Here is a 16,560-nt window from a genome sequence, read left to right as displayed (position 1 = left end):
GAACCAGGGTTTACCGCTTGGCGACCCTAGCCCTGGTCGGCGACGAGCTTCTCGGCGCCGACCAGCCGCACGCACACGGCCAGGCCCTCGATGGCCTCCTCCAGAGCGTCCAGCTCGGGGAAGGAGGGCGCGATGCGGATGGTGCGGTCCTGGGGGTCCTCACCGTAGGGGTGGGTGGCACCGGCGGGGGTGAGCGCGATCCCGGCCTCGGCCGCCCGGCGCACCACCTCACGGGCGCAGCCGTCCAGGACGTCCAGGCGCACGAAGTAGCCGCCCTTGGGGGTGGACCAGGTCGCCAGGCCCGTGCCCGCCAGCTGCTTGCCGAGGATGCGCTCCACCGCCTCGAACTTGGGCTGGAGCAGCTCGCGGTGGCCGCGCATGTGAGCGCGCACGCCCTCGGCGTCCTTGAGGAAGAGCGCGTGGCGCAGCTGGTTGATCTTGTCCGGGCCGATGGAGCGGGCCCCGGCGCGCTCCAGGTACCAGCGCACGTTGGCGGGAGAGGAGCCCAGGAAGGCCACGCCCGCACCGGCGAAGGTCACCTTGGAGGTCGAACCGAAGACGAAGGCGCGGTCGGTGTTGCCGCTCTCGGCGCAGGCCGCCAGGAGGTCGGCGATCTCCACCTCCTCGTCGGTCAGGTGGTGCACCGCGTAGGCGTTGTCCCAGAAGATCCGGAAGTCCGGGGCTGCGGTCTCCATGGCGGCCAGGCGCTGGACGGTCTCGTCGGAGTAGCTGACGCCGTCGGGGTTGCTGTACTTGGGCACGCACCAGATGCCCTTGATGCCCGCGTCGGAGCCCACCAGGCGCTCGACCACGTCCATGTCGGGGCCCTGGTCGGTCATCGGCACGGGGATCATCTCGATGCCGAAGCGCTCGCACAGCGTGAAGTGCCGGTCGTAGCCGGGGGCCGGGCACAGGAAGGCCACGCGCTCGGCGTCGACCCAGCGGCCGTCCGACCCGGGCAGGGTGCCCAGGAAGGCGTTGGCCAGGCAGTCGTGCATGAGCTCCAGGCTGGCGTTGCCCGCCGCGATCAGCTGCTCGACCGGGACCTGGAGGAGGTCGGCGAAGATCTCCCGCAGTTCCAGGAGACCCTGGGGCGCGCCCGCGTAGTTGCGGCAGTCCGTGCCGTCGGCCGCGGCGTGGCGGTCACCGGGCAGGCTGAGCAGGTCGGCGGACAGGTCGAGCTGGCGCGCGGAGGGCTTGCCCCGGGTCAGGTTCAGGGAGAGTCCGCGCTCGACCAGGGCGGCGTGGTCGCGTCGCGCCGCCGCCAGGATCTCGGCCGGTGTCTCTGCGTTGCTAGGGGTGGTCACGGGTTCTTCCTTCCGATGGGACGTCCCCGCCGCGCCGCTGGCTGTGGGGCCGGGTACGCGGGGACCTGCGCGCTTTCGCGTTCGGATTGTCCCAGACCGGGAGCCGGAGGCGAGAACGAGGTCGGGGGCCCGCCTCGGCGAGCCCCCGACCCTGATGTGCTTCACTGTGTCCGCTGACCAGTTGGCCGCGGGGTTGTGAGCGTTCTCATCCCCTGGTCAGGGGTCAGGAGCGCTCCCAACCGTCGCACCCCGCGGTTCAGGAACTTCCGGTGGCCTGGCCGACCTCGCTGATGAACTGCGCCGCGGCCTCCTCGGGGGTCAGGTTGCCGAAGCCGAGCTCGTCAGAGGTCCGCTTGGTGATCTCCACGACCTCGCCGGCACCGATCGGCGGCGGCGGGTTGCCGTCGATGATGTCTCCGGTGATCTCCTCCAGGAACGCCGCGCTGCGCTCGTCCGCGGGCGGAAGGTCTCCCAGGATGTGCTCGCGCATGTCCACGTTGGCCGGAAGCCCCAGGTCCGACAGGGTCAGCTCGGCGGCTTCCTCGCTGTTGAGCATGAAGTCCACGAACCTGGCCGCCTCCTGCGGGTGCTCCGAACCGGCGGAGACCGCGTAGAACATCGCGGGCTTGAGGTACATCCCGGTGCGCTCGTGCTCGGTCTCGCCCGGGTAGCGCAGCAGCTCGATGTCACGCCCGGCGGACCCGCTGATCCCGCCCAGCTGGTTGGTCCAGAAGTGTGCCATCGCTCCCTGGTTGGTGGACAGCACCGACTGGTCGGGGCCGCCGGCCTCGATCTCCACGCTCTCCGAGGCGCTGGGTTGTCCGCCCCCGTCCAACAGGTCGCTGGTGATCTGGAACCAGGAGGCCAGGGTCTCCTCGGAGAAGGCCAGGGTGCCGTCCTCGGCGTAGAGGTTCTCCCCGTGCTGACGGGCGAAGATCTGGAAGCCCGACTCGTTGTAGGCCATGCTCTGCACACCGACGATCTCTCCGTCGGTGGCCTGGGAGATCTCGTTCGCGATCTCGACGTAGTCGTCCCAGGTCCAGGTCGTGTCGTCGGGCATCTCCACGCCCGCCTCCTCGAACGCCTGCGGGTCGGCCAGGACCGCGTAGGCGTTCACACCGGTGGGGATACCGAAGGTCTGCCCCTCCAGCTCACCGGTCTCGGCCACCAGGGGGTCGATGGCGGACAGGTCGAGGTGCTCACCGAACTCACTGAGGTCGGCCAGGGCTCCGCGCTGTCCGTACTCGCGCAGGTACCGCTCCTCCTGCATGAGGATGTCCGGGGCGTCGTTGGCGGCGGTGCTGGTGGCCAGCCGGTCCCAGTACGATCCCCAGTCGGTGTAGTCCCCGACGATCCGGATGTCGGGGTTCTGGTCCTCGAAGACGTCGATGGCCTCCTGCATCGTGGCGTGGCGGTCGTCCGCGCCCCACCAGGAGAAACGCAGCTCCATGACACCGTCGTCGGAGTCCGAACTACCGCAGGCGGTGGCGGCCATGACCAGGGCGAAGGCCGCAGCGGTCGTGGTGAGCAGTGGGCGGCGTGGGCGCCGTGCGAGCGCCCTGCCGGAGTGATGGTTCATGGGGGGATGTGCCTCTCTGCTGGGTGATACGGATGAATTCGAGGGCTCTGGCCAGGGCGGGGACGCCGGAGCCCCAAGGTCGTTGTAACGATTCAAAAGGGGGCGCGACGGTTCAGGAGCCGTTACCGATCGCGGCCTCCAGTTCTTCGATGAACTGCTCGGCGGCCTGTTCGGCGGTGAGGTTGCCGAAGGACAGTTCCTGGTAGACGCGCTCGTTGATGGTGACGATCTCGCCCGATCCGATCGGAGGGGGCGGGTTGCCGTCGACGATCTCGTCCTCGACCTCGGCCAGGAAGGCCGCCCCGCGTTCGTCCGCCGGAGGCAGATCGCCGGTGATGGCCTCGCGCACCTCCAGGTTGGCGGGCAACCCCAGGTCGGACAGGACCACCTGAGCCGCCTCCGTGCTGTTGAGCATGAAGTCGACGAAGCGCGCGGCCTCTTCCGGGTGGTCCGACCCCGCGGAGACCGAGTAGTACATCGCGGGCTTGAAGTACATGCCGGGCCGCTGGTGCTCGGTCTCGCCGGGAAAGCGCAGCAGTTCGATGTCGCGGCCGGCGGCCTCGGTGACCGCACCGAGCTGGTTGGTCCAGAAGTACGCCGTGGCACCGGTGTTGGTGGCCAGCACGGATTGATCGGGGCCGCCGGCCGCGATCTCCACACCTTCGGCCGCGCTGGGCTGGCCGCCGTCCTCCAGGAGCCGTTCGGTGATGGCGTACCAGTCGGCCAGGGTCTGGGCGGAGAACGCCAGGTTTCCTTCCTGGTCGTAGAGGTTCTCGCCGTGCTGGCGGGTGAAGACGTGGAAGGCGTTCTCGTTGGTCATGCCCTGGGTTCCGACGATCTCCCCGCCAGTGGCCTCGCTGATCTCCACCGACGTCTCGATGTAGTCGTCCCAGGTCCAGGTCGTGTCGTCGGGCATCTCCACGCCCGCCTCCTCGAACGCCTGGGGGTCGGCCAGGATCGCGGAGACGTTCACGCCGGTGGCGATCCCGAAGGTCTGCCCGTCCAGGTCGCCGTTCTCTGCCACGTTGGGGTCGATTCCGGACAGGTCCAGGACGCCGTTGAACTCGCTGAGGTCGGCCAGGACGCCGCGCTGTCCGTACTCACGCAGGTAGCTCTCGTCCTGCATGATGACGTCCGGGGCGTCGTTGGCGGCGGTGCTGGTGGCCAGCCGGTCCCAGTAGGAGGCCCAGTCGGTGTAGTCCCCGACGATCCGGATGTCGGGGTTCTGGTCCTCGAAGAGGTCGATGGCTTCCTGGAGGGCGGCGTGCCGGGCATCCGATCCCCACCAGGAGAAGCGCAGCTCCACGACACCGTCGTCGGAGTCCGAGCCGCCGCAGGCGGTGGCGGCCATGACCAGGGCGAAGGCCGCGGCGGTCGTGGTGAGCAGTGGGCGGCGTCGGCGCGGGGAGGGAGCGCCGCCGGGCGGGGAGTTCATGGGTGGACTTCCTTTCCTCTACTTGATGCCGGTGGTCGCGATGCCCTTGACCAGGTAGCGCTGACCAGCCAGGAAGAAACCGAACACAGGCCCCAGCGCCACGACGGACATGGCGAAGAGCGGTCCCCATGAGGTTTGAGAGCTGGAGTCGACGAAGGTCCTCAGGGCCACCGGCACCGTGTACATGTCCGGGCTGGTCAGGAAGATCAGCTGGCTGAAGAAGTCGTTCCAGGTCCAGATGAAGGTGAAGATCGCCGTGGTGGCCAGGGCCGGCATGGACAGCGGCAGAATGATCTGGCAGAAGATCCGCACGTGCCCGCACCCGTCGATGCGCGCGGCCTCGTCCAGGTCGCGGGGGAGTCCTCGGATGAACTGCACCATCAGGAAGATGAAGAAGGCGTCCGTGGCTAGGAGCTTGGGCACGATCAACGGGTAGAAGGTGTTGATCCAGTCCAGCTGCGCGAACAGGATGTACTGCGGCACGATCACCACGTGGATGGGCAGCATGATCGTGGCGAGCATGATCGCGAAGAACAGCCGTTTGCCGCGGAACTCCAACCGGGCGAAGGCGTAGGCGGCCATCGAGCACCCGATGAGGTTGCCGACGATGGCCCCGCCGACCACGATCGCCGAGTTCAACAGGTAGCGGTGGAACGGGTACTGCAGCGCGTTCCACCCCTCCGTGTAGTTCTCGGGGGTGAAGCTCCAGGGGATCAGCCCGGGTTCCCGGAAGATCTCGGCCGTGGGCTTGAAGGAGCTGGAGAGCATCCACAGCAGCGGGTAGAGCATGATCAGGCCGAAGCCGATCAACCCCAGGTGGATGAGCAGTCGCCGTGTACGTTCGGCCCTGGTGCGCTGTTGCTTGGGCGCGGGGGCCGCGGTCTTAGTCGCCATAGAAGACCCAGAACTTGGAGGCGAGGAAGTTCACCGCGGTGAACCCCCCGATGATCATCAGGAGCAGCCAGGCCATCGCGGAGGCGTAGCCCATGTCGAAGGCACCGAAACCGCGTTGGTACAGGTAGAGGGTGTAGAAGAGGGTGGAGTCCGAGGGGCCTCCGGTGCCGCCGCTGACGATGAACGCCTGGGTGAAGGTCTGGAAGGCGTTGATGATCTGCAGCACGAGGTTGAAGAAGATGATCGGCGTCAGCATGGGGATCGTGATGTGCCAGAAGCGCCGCAGGGGGCTGGCCCCGTCGACGGCCGCCGCCTCGTAGTACATGGCCGGGATCTGCCGAAGCCCGGCCAGGAAGATGACCATCGGCGCACCGAAGGTCCACACGTTGAGGATCACCAGGGTGCCCAGCGCGTAGTCGGGGTGGGACACCCACCCCTCGCCCTGGATACCGAAGAAGGCCAGGACCTGGTTGATCAGGCCGTTGGCGCCGAAGACCTGGCGCCACAGGATGGCCACCGCGACGCTGCCGCCCAGCAGCGAGGGCAGGTAGTAGACCGAGCGGTACAGAGCCAGTCCCCGCAGGCCCCGGTCCAGGACCATCGCCAGGGCCAGCGCCATGGCGAGCTGGAGGGGCACGGAGACGAACACGTACACGAAGGTGACCTTCAGGGCGCTATGCAGGCGCGTGTCGGTCACCATCCGCTCGTAGTTCTCCAGGCCCACCCACTGGTGGTCACCGATGAGGTTGTAGTCGGTGAAGGAGAAGTAGAGGGAGGCCATGAGGGGGCCCGCGGTAATGAGGGCGAGGCCCAGGAACCACGGGCCGAGGAACCCCAGCGCGGCGAGGTTCTCGTACCTGCGGTTCCCCCCTCGGGAGGCCGCGGCCTTGCGGCGGGTTCGCGGCGGCTTGGCGCCGGTGCCGGAATCGTCGGCCGTTCCGGCCTCGGTCTTGCCGTGGAGCAGAGCGGTCAAGGCGACCCACCTCCCTTCCGCACCGGGGTCTCGCGCGCACATCGCACGCTGGGGCCGGGGTTCATGTGGTGACCGCCAATCTGGTCGGAAAACGCGCTGTGGGGACCCACGCCGTGCACCTGTGGCTGAGAACACGGTCAGATTTCGCAGGCTGAGGCTTGGTAAGCGCTATCCAGATACTAGGATGTTCAGTTTCTAGCACCGGGTTACGGGGCTGTCAACGCCCTGTTTCCTCCCGAGCTCCGAGCGTGCCCCAGATCGTTACCTTCCGTTCGGATCGCGGGATGCCAGAAAAAGTCACTGAAAGTTATACATTGGCGACTTTGGGCACCCAGCCTGCGAGTGACGCAGGGCGTCCTTCATGTTCTCCGAACGAGGAACCCCTTGTCGACCACTCGGGAAAGCGTTTACCATTCCGGTGTGAACGACACCACTCAACGCAGGTACGCGATCGTCGGTACGGGCTCCCGGGCGCGTATGTACACCCGAGCCCTGGTGGACACCCACCGTGACCTGGGGCGGCTGGTCGCCCTGTGCGACACCAACAGCACCCGGATGGCCGTACACAACCGGATCGTCACCGACGCCGGGCAGGAGGCCGTGCCCGCCTACCCGGCCGAGGACTTCACCCGCATGCTCCGCGAACAGGCCGTGGACGAGGTGATCGTGTGCACCGTGGACCACACCCACGCAGACTACGTCGTGGCCGCCCTGGAGGCCGGCGCGGACGCCATCACCGAGAAACCCATGACCGCCGACCTCAAGGGGCTGCGCAGGATCAACGACGCCCAGGCCCGGACCGGGCGCAGGGTGACCGTCGGCTTCAACTACCGCTACAACCCCGTGCACAGCCAGGTACGCGAGCTGATCGCCTCCGGAGCCATCGGCGAAGTGGGGTCCGTGCACTTCGAGTGGCTGCTCGACCTGCGCCACGGCGCCGACTACTTCCGCCGCTGGCACCGGGACAAGGAGAAGTCCGGCGGACTGCTGGTGCACAAGGCCAGTCACCACTTCGACCTCGTCAACTGGTGGGTGGGCGCACGACCGAGCGAGGTCTTCGCCTGGGGCGGACTGTTCTTCTACGGCCAGGACAACGGCCGCCGCCACGGGCTGCTCAACGACTACGAGCGCGGCCACGGAGCGGGGTCCGCCGAGAACGACCCCTTCGCCCTGCACATGAAGGACAGCCCCGACCTCACCGCCCTCTACCTGGACGCCGAACACGAGGACGGCTACCAGCGCGACCTGAACGTCTTCGGCCCGGGCATCACCATCGAGGACGACATGTCCGTCCTGGTCAAGTACGACACCGGGGCCCGCCTGAGCTACCACCTCGTGGCCTACGCCCCCTGGGAGGGCTACCGGATCGCCTTCACCGGAAGCCGCGGTCGGCTCGAACTCGACATGACCGAGTTCGCCAGCACCTCACCGGACCAGGACGAGGCCCACCCCGTGCGCGGCATGCCCGCGCCCAAGGAGAACACCCAAGCCAGACTCCTGCTCCGCCGCCACTGGCAGCCCCCGGAGGAGATCCCCGCCGAGGTCGGCGGTGGTGGCCACGGCGGCGGGGACAACGCCATGCTCACCTCCCTGTTCGGCGGGGCCGACGACGGCATCCGCCCCGACCACGCCGACGGCGGCAACGCCCTGCTCACCGGACTGGCCGCCAACGCCTCCATGGCCTCCGGCTCACCCGTACGCGTGGCCGACCTGCTCTCCGGGAACTCCTGATGGCCCGCCCCCTGACGAACCGCCCCTTGAAGAACCGCACAGACGACACCGCGCCGCTGCCCCTGCTGCTCGTGGGCGTCCACGGGCACGGTCGCTCCCACCTGCGCGCTCTCCTGCCCCTGGCCAAGGCCGGAACCATCCGGCTCGTCGGCGTCTGCGACCGCAGGCCCCCCGCCCCCGACGACGACCTGGAGGGCCACGGGGCCGTCCCCTACTTCGACGACCTGGCGACCGCCCTGAAACGGACCGGGGCCCGCCTGACCGTCCTGGTCACCCCCATCCACACCCACCTGCCCCTGGCCGCCGTGGCCCTGGAGCAAGGCTCCCACCTGCTGCTCGAAAAGCCCACCACCCCCTCCCTGGCCCAGCTCACCCAGCTGGAGGAGGCGGTCAGCGCCTCTGGTCTGGCCTGCCAGATCGGGTTCCAGAGCCTGGGGTCGGAGGCCATCGGCGAGGTCGACCGGCTGGTGCGCGAGGGCGCCCTGGGCGAGCTGCGCGGGATCGGGGCGGCAGGCGCCTGGAAACGCACCTCCGCCTACTACGACCGCGCGCCCTGGGCCGGGCAGCGCAGGATGGACGGGCACGAGGTGGTAGACGGTGCGCTCACCAACCCCTTCGCCCACGCCGTGGCCACCTCCCTGGCCCTGGCCGGGGCCGAGTCGGGCGCACCCCGCTCCCTGGAGCTGGAGATGTACCGCGCCCACCCCATCGAGAGCGACGACACCTCCTCCCTGCGCCTGCGCACCTCCGGCGGCACCACCCTCACCGTCGCCGTCACCCTGTGCGCGCCCGACAGCCAGCCCCCCGCCATCACCCTCCACGGCGACCGGGCCAGCCTGACCCTGGAGTACACCCTGGACCGGATCACCCTGCGCCGGCCGGGACAGGAACCGCGCACCACCACCCACGGGCGCGCCGATCTCATGGAGAACCTGGTCGCGCACGTGCGCGAGGGGGTCCCGCTCCTGGTCCCGCCCGAGCGGACCCGGGGCTTCACCCACGTCCTGGACGCCGTGCGCACCGCACCCGATCCCAGGCCCATCGCCGCCGAACACCAGGAGGTGGAACGGCTGGAGGGGGTCACTCACCGGAGCGTCCCCGGCATCACCTCCCTCGTGCACGAGAGCGCGCGCTCCCTCACGCTGTACTCCGAACTCGGCGCCCCCTGGGCGCGCCCTGCCCGGACCAGCCCTGCCAGCACGACCAACACGGAGGTACACCAGTGAACCTGTCGGTCGGCCGCACCCCCGTGGCCACCCACGACAGCGGAGACCGCGTACCCGCCGAGCTCTCCCCGCGCCCCTACCTGCACCCGGTTCGCACCCTGGCGGGCACCGAGGTCACCGAGACCTTCCCGGACGACCACCGGCACCACCTGGGGGTCAGCGTGACCCTGGCCGACGTCGCCGGGACCAGCTTCTGGGGCGGGCGCACCTTCACGCGCGAGCACGGCTCGGTCATGCTCGACAACCACGGCCGCCAGGAGCACCTGGCCTGGGACGACCGCTCCGCGGGATGGACCACCGAACTGCTCTCCTGGGTCAGCCCCGAAGGCACCGAGCTGCTCCGGGAGGAGCGCACGACCCGGGCCCTGCCGCTGGACTCCACGACCTGGGTCCTGGACCTGCGGTCGTCACTGCGCAACACCTCGGCCCGCGAACTGGGCATCGGCAGCCCCGCCACTAACGGCCGCCCCGGCGCCGGGTACGGCGGGGTGTTCTGGCGGGCGCCGATCGGCGACCAGCCGCCCACGGTCACCGGACCCGACGGGATGTCGGGGGAGGAGGCCCTGCACGGCTCACGGGCCCGGTGGCTCGCGCTGTCCTCGACCACCGCGCGGGGTTCGGTGTGGACACTGCTCTTCCTCCAGCCCGGCCCGCGCACCGACCCCTGGTTCCTCCGGGCGAAGGAGTACCCGGGCCTGTGCCCGGCCCCCGCCTGGGACACCCGACTGGATCTGGCCGCGGGCCAGACCCTGGAACTGGGACTGCGCACCGCCGTCACCGACGGCCCGGTGAGCGACCACGAAGCACTGGCCAAAGCCTGCGCGGCCCTGGTCTGACCGCTCACAACACCACGCACACCCCGCACCGGGGACTGGAAAGGAACCGCACACATGCGCGTGCTCGTCACCGGAGGCTCCGGACGGCTGGGGCGAAGCGTCGTGGCCGTGCTCGCCGCACGCGGACACGACGTGACCTCGGTGGACACCGCCGAACACCCGTGGCCCGAGGGGATCACCCCGGCCGTCTGCGACCTGCTGGACAGCAAGGCCCGAACCGAGCTGTTCGCCCGCACCGCCCCGGAGTCGGTGGTGCACCTGGCCGGGATCGCGGTCCCCTTCGCCCGGCCCGACGCCGAGACCCTGCGGGTCAACACCACCCTGGCCTGGGAGGTGCTGACCGCCGCCGTCCGGGCCGGGGCCCACAGCGCGGTCGCCGCCTCCAGCCCCACCGTCTACGGGTACAACACGCCCTCCTGGAAACCGCGTTACCTGCCCCTGGACGAGGACCACCCGGTCGCTCCCTGGCACGCCTACGGCCTGAGCAAGGCGGTGGTGGAGGAGACCGTCCGGACCCTGGCCCGAACCTCCGAGACCTGTGTGCTGTCCGCGGTGCGCCCGGGCTACGTGGTCTCCCCCGAGGAGTGGCGAGGAGCCACCACCCAGCAGGGCCACACCATCGCCGAGCGCCTGGACGATCCGGCCCTGGCCGCAGGCTCCCTGTTCAACTACGTGGACGCCCACGACGCCGCCGAGCTGTTCGCGCTGATCGTGGAGAACCCCGGGCGCGTCCCCGGCGGCAGTGTCTACAACGCCGTCGCCCCCGATCCCCTCGCCCGCGGGCCGGTCGACGCCGACCTGGCCCGGCTGCACCCCGCCACCGCCGAGCTCGCCCCGGCGCTGGCCGACGGACGGGCGGTGTTCTCCTCGGAAAGAGCCCACCGCGACCTGGGGTGGAAGCCCAAGCGCACCTGGCGCGACCACGTCGACCCCGGTGAACGCCCCGACCACAGCGACCGCGGCGATCACACGGAAAGGATCTAGGTGGGCACGCAGGGAGACCCCCGCTCCTCCGCTACGCTGGGAAAGAGTTTTCCCAGTGGCAGCAGGAGGGGCAGGGGAGTGGATCCCGGTTACGTGACTCTGGAACAGGTCGCCGAGCACGCAGGAGTCTCCCTGGCGACCGCCTCACGCGTGATCAACGGGAGCACACGTCAGGTGAGCCAGCGGCTCCGGGAGAAGGTCGAGGCCAGCGCCCAGGAACTGGGCTACCTGGCCAACGCCTCGGCCCAGACCCTGGCCCGCAACAGCAGCTCGCTGATGGGGCTGGTCGTGCACGACATCGCCGACCCCTACTTCTCCCAGATCGCCGCCGGGGTCACCCGGTACGCCGAGGAGTTGGGGTTGGTCCTCGTGCTGGGCACCACCAACCGCTCTCCTCAGGCGGAGACCCGCATCCTCTCCGCGCTGCGCTCCCACCGCGCCAAGGCGATCGTGATCGCGGGTTCGCGTACCACCAGCGAGGGGAGCGACTCCCGTCTGGCCAAGGAGATCGAGGCCTTCGGGCGCCAGGGCGGCCGGGTCGCGCTCGTCTCACAGGCCACCCTGCCAGCCGACACCGTCAGCCCGGACAACCACGCCGGGGCCGCGGCCCTGGCACAGCACCTGGTCGCCCAGGGGCACCGGCGCTTCGCGATCCTGGCCGGGCCCCCCAACCTGCGGACCGCGCGCGAACGCCTGGACGGCTTCCACTCCGCGCTCTCGGCCGCCGGTCTCGAACTCGCCCACCACAACGTCGTGCACGGTGACTTCACCCGCGACGGCGGCTACGAGTCCACACAGCGGTTGATGGCCCTGGGCACCGACGCCACCTGCCTCTTCGCGGTCAACGACGTCATGGCCACCGGTGCCATCGCGGCGCTCCGCGACATGGACAAGACCGTCCCGGACGACCTGTCCGTTGCGGGCTTCGACGACATCCCCACGCTGCGCGATCTCACTCCCACCCTGACCACGGTGCGCCTGCCCCTGGAGGAGATGGGCGAGCGCGCCGCCGCGCTCGCCCTGGACACCGAATACCAGGGGGAACCGCGGGTGATCAGCGTCGAGGGCACGGTCATGGCCCGGGAGAGCACCGCCCCACCCAAGAGCTGATCCGATCGGTGGGCCCGGCCCGCCTGCACCGAAGCCGCGGCGGCGGCCCCGCACCGGGGCCGCCGCCGTCTCTCGCCCCACCGGCGAACCCGGTGCTAGGGGAGCGGGGCGAGGTCGTCCGCGAACACCAGACCGTGGCCGGGCCCGGTCTGCGCGGACAGGTGGTCGCCCGCGAACTCCACCCCGCTGGGAGCGGCCAATGCCCCCAGGGCGGCGAAGGAGGCGTGGTCGATGTCCTCGACCATGGCGACCCGAGGCAGGCACAGGGCCAGTTGACCGGACAGCTCCGGCAGCAGGTGGGGCGCGACCGGTACTCCGCGCCGGGCCACGGACTCGGCGATCCGCAGGAACGGGGTGATGCCCCCGACCCGCACCACGTTGGGCTGGGCCACGTCGCACACGCCCTCGTCCACGAACCGCTCGAACTCCGCCACCGAGCGCAGGTTCTCACCCAGCGCGAACGGCAGACCGGTGCGTGCGCGCAGCCGGACATGGGCCCCCAGATCCTGAGCGGGCAGCGGCTCCTCCACGAAGTGCGGGTCGAAGGGCTCCAACCGAGCCAGCGCCCGAGCCGCCTGTGGAACATCCCAGCGCTGGTTGGCGTCGATCATCAGCAGCCGTTCCGGGCCCAGGAGGTCGCGCACCGCGCCCACCCGTTCCACGTCGCGTTCGACCGCGGCCGAACCCACCTTGATCTTCACCGCGCGATGCCCCCGGTCCACCCAGCCCCGGACCTGGTCCAGCAGGTCTGGGAGGTCGTAGTCCAGGTTCACGCCGCTGCCGTAGGAGGCGACCCGTTCCCGGCGCCGCCCGAGCAGATCCACCAGGGGCACGCCCAGGGAGCGGGCGTGCACGTCCCACAGGGCGATGTCGACCCCGGCCAGGGCCATCAGGGTCAGCCCGGTCGTACCGGCCTCGCGCAGGTGCCAGAGCGCCTCGTCCCATAGCGCGGGGTGCGCCGTCCTACCCAGCAGGGCAGGGGCGAGGTCGTCGTTGACCAACGCCGCCACGGCCCGCGCCCCGATCAGCGGGGTCCAGGAGAATCCCGTACCCACCAGGCCCTCGTCGGTGCTGACCCGGACCACGACGACGTCGTTGCGATCGACCCCGCCGTCCCAAGCCCTCCGTAGCGGGAGCCGGTGGGCGCTGGCCGTCACCCCGGTGATCCTCATAGCACACACTCCACGTGGCGGCGGACCATCGTGGCGATGACGTCGTCGCCGTCAGCGGACCACACGTCCTCGTTGAAAACCTCCCACTCCACGTCTCCCTCGTACCCGGCGGCCAGTACGGCCCGGTGCAGCGAGCGCACGTCGATGTGCCCGTCACCGACCATGCCGCGGCCCAACAGGGCGTCCACCGGCAGCGGGGTGATCCAGTCGCAGACCTGGAAGGAGGCGATCCGGCCCGCCGCCCCGGCCCGGACGATCTGCGCGCGCACGTCCGGGTCCCACCACACGTGGTAGGTGTCCACGACCACGCCCACGGCCTCGGGGTCGAAGCGTTCGGCCAGGTCGAGCGCCTGGCCCAGGGTGGACAGCACCGCGCGGTCGGCGCAGAACAGCGGGTGGAGGGGTTCGAGCCCGAGCCGCACGCCGCGCTCGGCGGCGTAGGGGGCCAGGGCCTCGATCCCCGCCGCGAACCGCTCCCGGGCGCCGTCCAGGTCCCGATCGCCCTCGGGCAGCCCGCCCGCGACCATGACCAGGACCGGTGCGCCGAGTTCGGCGGCCTCGTCGAGGGCGCGCCGGTTGTCGTCCAGGGCGTCGGTGCGGGCCGGGTCGGTCAGGAAGCCGCCCCGGCAGTAGGAGGACACCCGGAGCCCGGCCCGGCGGACCAGGCGCGCGGAGTGTTCCAGTCCCATCTCCTGGACGTGTTCGCGCCACAGGCCGATGGCGGGCAGCCCCGCGCGCAGGCAGCCGTCCACCGCCTGGGTGAGGCTCCAGCGTTTGACGGTGGCCTGGTTGAGCGAGAGCCGGGCCAGCCGGGGGTCGCCGGGGGCCGGGGTGTCGATCGGGGCGGGCCGCCCGGAGGGGACGTCCACCGGGGTCGGGGTCACGGCGGCGGGAGGACCGCTGGCGGTGGTGCTCACTGTGCCACCCCCGAGACCTCGAGCAGGGCGCCCATCCGTCGCGCGGCCAGGTCGGGGTCGGACAGGACCCCCGCGGTGTCCGCCAGGCGCAGGGTGTGCGCCAGGTGGGGGAGGTCGCGGGCGCTGTGCAGGCCGCCCACCATGTGGAACCCCTTCTGGTGGCCGTTGAGCCAGGCCAGGAAGGCGATCCCGGTCTTGTAGTAGTAGGTGGGCTCGGAGAACAGATGGCGGGCCAGCGGCACGGTGGGTTCCATGAGCGCCAGGTATTCGTCGGTGTCGCCCCGGTCCAGGGCCGCGAGCGCCCGGGCGGCGGCCGGGGCGATGGCGGCGAAGACCCCGAGGAGGGCGTGGGAGAAGCCCTCCTCGTCTCCGAGTACGAGTTCGGGGTAGTGGAAGTCGTCCCCGGTGTACAGCCGGACGCTGTCCGGGAGCAGGCGCCGCAGGCGTACCTCCAGCGCGGTGTCCAGCAGGGAGACCTTGATCCCCTCGACCCGGTCGGCGTGCTCGGCGATCAGCTCCGCGACCGGTTCGATCGCCTCCGCGGGGGAGTCGTAGCCCCAGTAGCCGGCGAGGGCGGGGTCGAAGGCGGTGCCCAACCAGTGCAGGATGACCGGCCGGTCGGCCCGTTCGAGGACGGCGGAGTAGACGCGGGCGTAGTCCTCGGGCCCGGCGGCCACTGCGGCCAGGGCGCGCGAGGCCATCACGATGGGGGTGGCCCCGGCCTTGCTCACCACTTCCAGCTGTTCGCCGTAGGCGGTGATAGCGCTTTCCAAATCGACACGCGAAGAATCGAGCTGGTCGGTGTTGACCCCGCAGGCCAGAAGGGCGCCGCGGCCGCTGGCTTCGGCGCCGGTACGGCTGATCAGTTCGGCGGTGGCGGCCCAGTCCAGGCCCATGCCCCGCTGGGCGGTGTCCATGGCCTCGGCCACGCCCAGGCCCTGGTCCCACAGGTGGTGGCGGAAGGCCAGGGTGGCCTCCCAGTCCAGGGCTGCCGGGGCGCCCGGAGCGTTGGGGGCCAAGGGGTCGGCGACCACGTGCGCGGCCGCGTAGGCGGTTCGGGTCGTGGCGGGGGGCAGGGGCGCGGCGTCGGCCGCGGCCCCGCTGAGCGTGTAGGGGGCGACGGTGCCGTCACCGGAGGGAAGGTTCAGGGTGTTCACGTGGTCGAGACCTCGCCGAGTTCGACGGTGCGGCCGGTGCGGGAGGAGAGCAGCCCCGCCTCGGCCATCTGGATACCGCGCGCGCCCGAGAGGAGGTCGTGCTGGAAGGGGGTTCCCAGGACCACGTGGCGCAGGTAGTCCTCCCACTGGGCGCGGAAGCCGTTGGTGAACTCCCCGTTGTCGGGGACGTCCGACCAGTCCTCACGGTAGCGGACCGGGTCGACGGCGTCGGGGTCCCAGACGCCCTTGGGGGTGACGCTGCGGTGCTGTGCCCGGCAGGAGCGCAGCCCGGCCACGGCGCTGCCGTGGGTGCCGTCCACCTGGAACTCCACCAGCTCGTCGCGGTCCACGCGCACGCTCCAGGAGGAGTTGATCTGGGCGATGATCCCGTCGCCGACCTCGAAGATGCCGTAGGCGGCGTCGTCGGCGGTGGCCTCGTAGGGCTCACCGTGCTCGTCCCAGCGCCGCGGGATGTGGGTGGCGGTGCGCGCGGTGACCGTGCGCACCGGACCGAAGAGGTGTTCCAGGACGTAGTGCCAGTGGGGGAACATGTCCAGGACGATGCCGCCGCCGTCCTCGGCGCGGTAGTTCCAGCTGGGGCGCTGGGCGGGCTGCCCGTCCCCTTCGAAGACCCAGTAACCGAACTCCCCGCGGATGGAAAGGACTTTTCCGAAGAAGCCGCTGTCCAGGAGCCGGCGGAGTTTGATCAGACCCGGCAGGAAGAGTTTGTCCTGCACCACGCCGTTGCGCACCCCGGCCTGCTCAGCGAGCTTGGCCAGCTCCAGGGCGGCGTCCAGGGTGCTGGCCGTGGGCTTTTCGACGTAGATGTGTCGTCCCGCGGCGATCGCGGAGCGGACCGCGGCCTCCCTGGCGTGCGTGATCTGGGCGTCGAAGTAAACCGGGACGCTGTCGTCGGACAGCACCGAGTCCAGGTCCGTGGTCCAGCGTTCGATGCCGTGCTTTTCGGCGATGTCCCGCAGCTTGCGCTCCGAGCGCCCCACCAGTACCGGTTCAGGTATGACGCGCGAGCCGTCGGGCAGCTCCACGCCTCCGGCGTCCCGGATGGCCAGCACCGATCTGGTCAGATGCTGCCTGTACCCCATGCGTCCGGTGACGCCGTTCATGGCGATGCCCAGTACTCGATCACCCATGGATCGTTACCACCCTTTCTGTGAAAGCGCTTTCCAGACTAGAGCAAAGCTACCCCGCTCCGCCAGAGGCAGTGCGAGGCAGAGTGGC

The 16,560-nt window shown here is 70.4% G+C and carries 14 protein-coding genes; 5 read left to right on the top strand and 9 right to left on the bottom strand.

Annotation, left to right across the window (positions count from 1 at the left end):
• Positions 1–26 precede the first annotated feature (26 nt).
• The 5 genes from D457_RS0108400 to D457_RS0108380 all read right to left on the bottom strand — a co-directional run bounded on the left by D457_RS0108400 (position 27) and on the right by D457_RS0108380 (position 6,188).
• Entirely contained in the window at positions 27–1,307 is a 1,281-nt protein-coding gene (locus tag D457_RS0108400; protein WP_017580207.1) for an aminotransferase class I/II-fold pyridoxal phosphate-dependent enzyme, read from the bottom strand.
• A gap of 256 nt (positions 1,308–1,563) precedes the next feature.
• Complete coding sequence (locus D457_RS0108395) at positions 1,564–2,886, bottom strand: ABC transporter substrate-binding protein (protein ID WP_017580206.1); 1,323 nt, start codon at positions 2,884–2,886, stop codon at positions 1,564–1,566.
• Between the two features lie 112 nt (positions 2,887–2,998).
• Positions 2,999–4,321 (bottom strand): ABC transporter substrate-binding protein, encoded by a 1,323-nt coding sequence (locus tag D457_RS0108390; protein WP_017580205.1) that lies wholly within the window; start codon positions 4,319–4,321, stop codon positions 2,999–3,001.
• Between the two features lie 18 nt (positions 4,322–4,339).
• Complete coding sequence (locus tag D457_RS0108385) at positions 4,340–5,215, bottom strand: carbohydrate ABC transporter permease (RefSeq protein ID WP_017580204.1); 876 nt, start codon at positions 5,213–5,215, stop codon at positions 4,340–4,342.
• Entirely contained in the window at positions 5,205–6,188 is a 984-nt protein-coding gene (locus D457_RS0108380; protein WP_017580203.1) for a carbohydrate ABC transporter permease, read from the bottom strand. Before D457_RS0108380 ends, D457_RS0108385 begins: the two co-directional genes overlap by 11 nt.
• Positions 6,189–6,608: 420 nt before the next feature.
• On the opposite strand from D457_RS0108380, the gene D457_RS0108375 reads away from it, so the two are divergent.
• From D457_RS0108375 to D457_RS0108355, 5 genes are all read left to right on the top strand, one after another.
• Positions 6,609–7,919, top strand: a complete 1,311-nt coding sequence (locus tag D457_RS0108375; RefSeq protein ID WP_017580202.1) for a Gfo/Idh/MocA family protein — start codon at positions 6,609–6,611, stop codon at positions 7,917–7,919.
• Complete coding sequence (locus tag D457_RS0108370) at positions 7,919–9,145, top strand: Gfo/Idh/MocA family protein (RefSeq protein ID WP_017580201.1); 1,227 nt, start codon at positions 7,919–7,921, stop codon at positions 9,143–9,145. Before D457_RS0108375 ends, D457_RS0108370 begins: the two co-directional genes overlap by 1 nt.
• Positions 9,142–9,981, top strand: coding sequence for a DUF6807 domain-containing protein (locus D457_RS0108365; RefSeq protein WP_017580200.1), 840 nt, complete (start codon positions 9,142–9,144; stop codon positions 9,979–9,981). The genes D457_RS0108370 and D457_RS0108365 overlap by 4 nt, the downstream gene beginning before the upstream one ends.
• Before the next feature lie 54 nt (positions 9,982–10,035).
• Positions 10,036–10,965 carry an NAD-dependent epimerase/dehydratase family protein gene (locus D457_RS0108360; protein WP_017580199.1) on the top strand — a complete coding sequence of 310 codons (930 nt, stop codon included), beginning with the start codon at positions 10,036–10,038 and terminating at the stop codon, positions 10,963–10,965.
• Between the two features lie 78 nt (positions 10,966–11,043).
• A complete protein-coding gene (locus D457_RS0108355) occupies positions 11,044–12,075 on the top strand; it encodes a LacI family DNA-binding transcriptional regulator (protein ID WP_017580198.1) in 1,032 nt (343 codons plus the stop codon).
• Between the two features lie 95 nt (positions 12,076–12,170).
• Here D457_RS0108355 and D457_RS0108350 read toward each other — a convergent pair whose 3' ends face one another.
• The 4 genes from D457_RS0108350 to D457_RS0108335 are packed head-to-tail and all read right to left on the bottom strand — an operon-like array spanning position 12,171 to position 16,472.
• On the bottom strand, positions 12,171–13,247 hold the full coding sequence (locus tag D457_RS0108350; RefSeq protein ID WP_017580197.1) for a mandelate racemase/muconate lactonizing enzyme family protein: 1,077 nt from the start codon (positions 13,245–13,247) through the stop codon (positions 12,171–12,173).
• Positions 13,244–14,164, bottom strand: a complete 921-nt coding sequence (locus tag D457_RS0108345) for a sugar phosphate isomerase/epimerase family protein (protein WP_017580196.1) — start codon at positions 14,162–14,164, stop codon at positions 13,244–13,246. The genes D457_RS0108350 and D457_RS0108345 overlap by 4 nt, the downstream gene beginning before the upstream one ends.
• Positions 14,161–15,321 (bottom strand): dihydrodipicolinate synthase family protein, encoded by a 1,161-nt coding sequence (locus tag D457_RS0108340; protein WP_017580195.1) that lies wholly within the window; start codon positions 15,319–15,321, stop codon positions 14,161–14,163. Before D457_RS0108340 ends, D457_RS0108345 begins: the two co-directional genes overlap by 4 nt.
• Positions 15,318–16,472, bottom strand: a complete 1,155-nt coding sequence (locus tag D457_RS0108335; RefSeq protein WP_017580194.1) for a Gfo/Idh/MocA family protein — start codon at positions 16,470–16,472, stop codon at positions 15,318–15,320. Before D457_RS0108335 ends, D457_RS0108340 begins: the two co-directional genes overlap by 4 nt.
• Between the last annotated feature and the right edge of the window lie 88 nt (positions 16,473–16,560).

The sequence above is a fragment of the Nocardiopsis valliformis DSM 45023 genome (assembly GCF_000340985.1).
Lineage (GTDB): Bacteria > Actinomycetota > Actinomycetes > Streptosporangiales > Streptosporangiaceae > Nocardiopsis > Nocardiopsis exhalans.
The sequence above is the reverse complement of the archived record's forward strand: the minus strand, read 5'-3'. Positions and strand labels throughout refer to the sequence as shown.

Bases quoted from the DNA above. Each gene is read 5' to 3' on its own strand.
- D457_RS0108395 (WP_017580206.1), bottom strand. From the start codon at position 2,886: ATGAACCATCACTCCGGCAGGGCGCTCGCACGGCGCCCACGCCGCCCA.
- D457_RS0108390 (WP_017580205.1), bottom strand. From the start codon at position 4,321: ATGAACTCCCCGCCCGGCGGCGCTCCCTCCCCGCGCCGACGCCGCCCA.
- D457_RS0108385 (WP_017580204.1), bottom strand. From the start codon at position 5,215: ATGGCGACTAAGACCGCGGCCCCCGCGCCCAAGCAACAGCGCACCAGG.
- D457_RS0108370 (WP_017580201.1), top strand. From the start codon at position 7,919: ATGGCCCGCCCCCTGACGAACCGCCCCTTGAAGAACCGCACAGACGAC.
- D457_RS0108360 (WP_017580199.1), top strand. From the start codon at position 10,036: ATGCGCGTGCTCGTCACCGGAGGCTCCGGACGGCTGGGGCGAAGCGTC.
- D457_RS0108350 (WP_017580197.1), bottom strand. From the start codon at position 13,247: ATGAGGATCACCGGGGTGACGGCCAGCGCCCACCGGCTCCCGCTACGG.
- D457_RS0108335 (WP_017580194.1), bottom strand. From the start codon at position 16,472: ATGGGTGATCGAGTACTGGGCATCGCCATGAACGGCGTCACCGGACGC.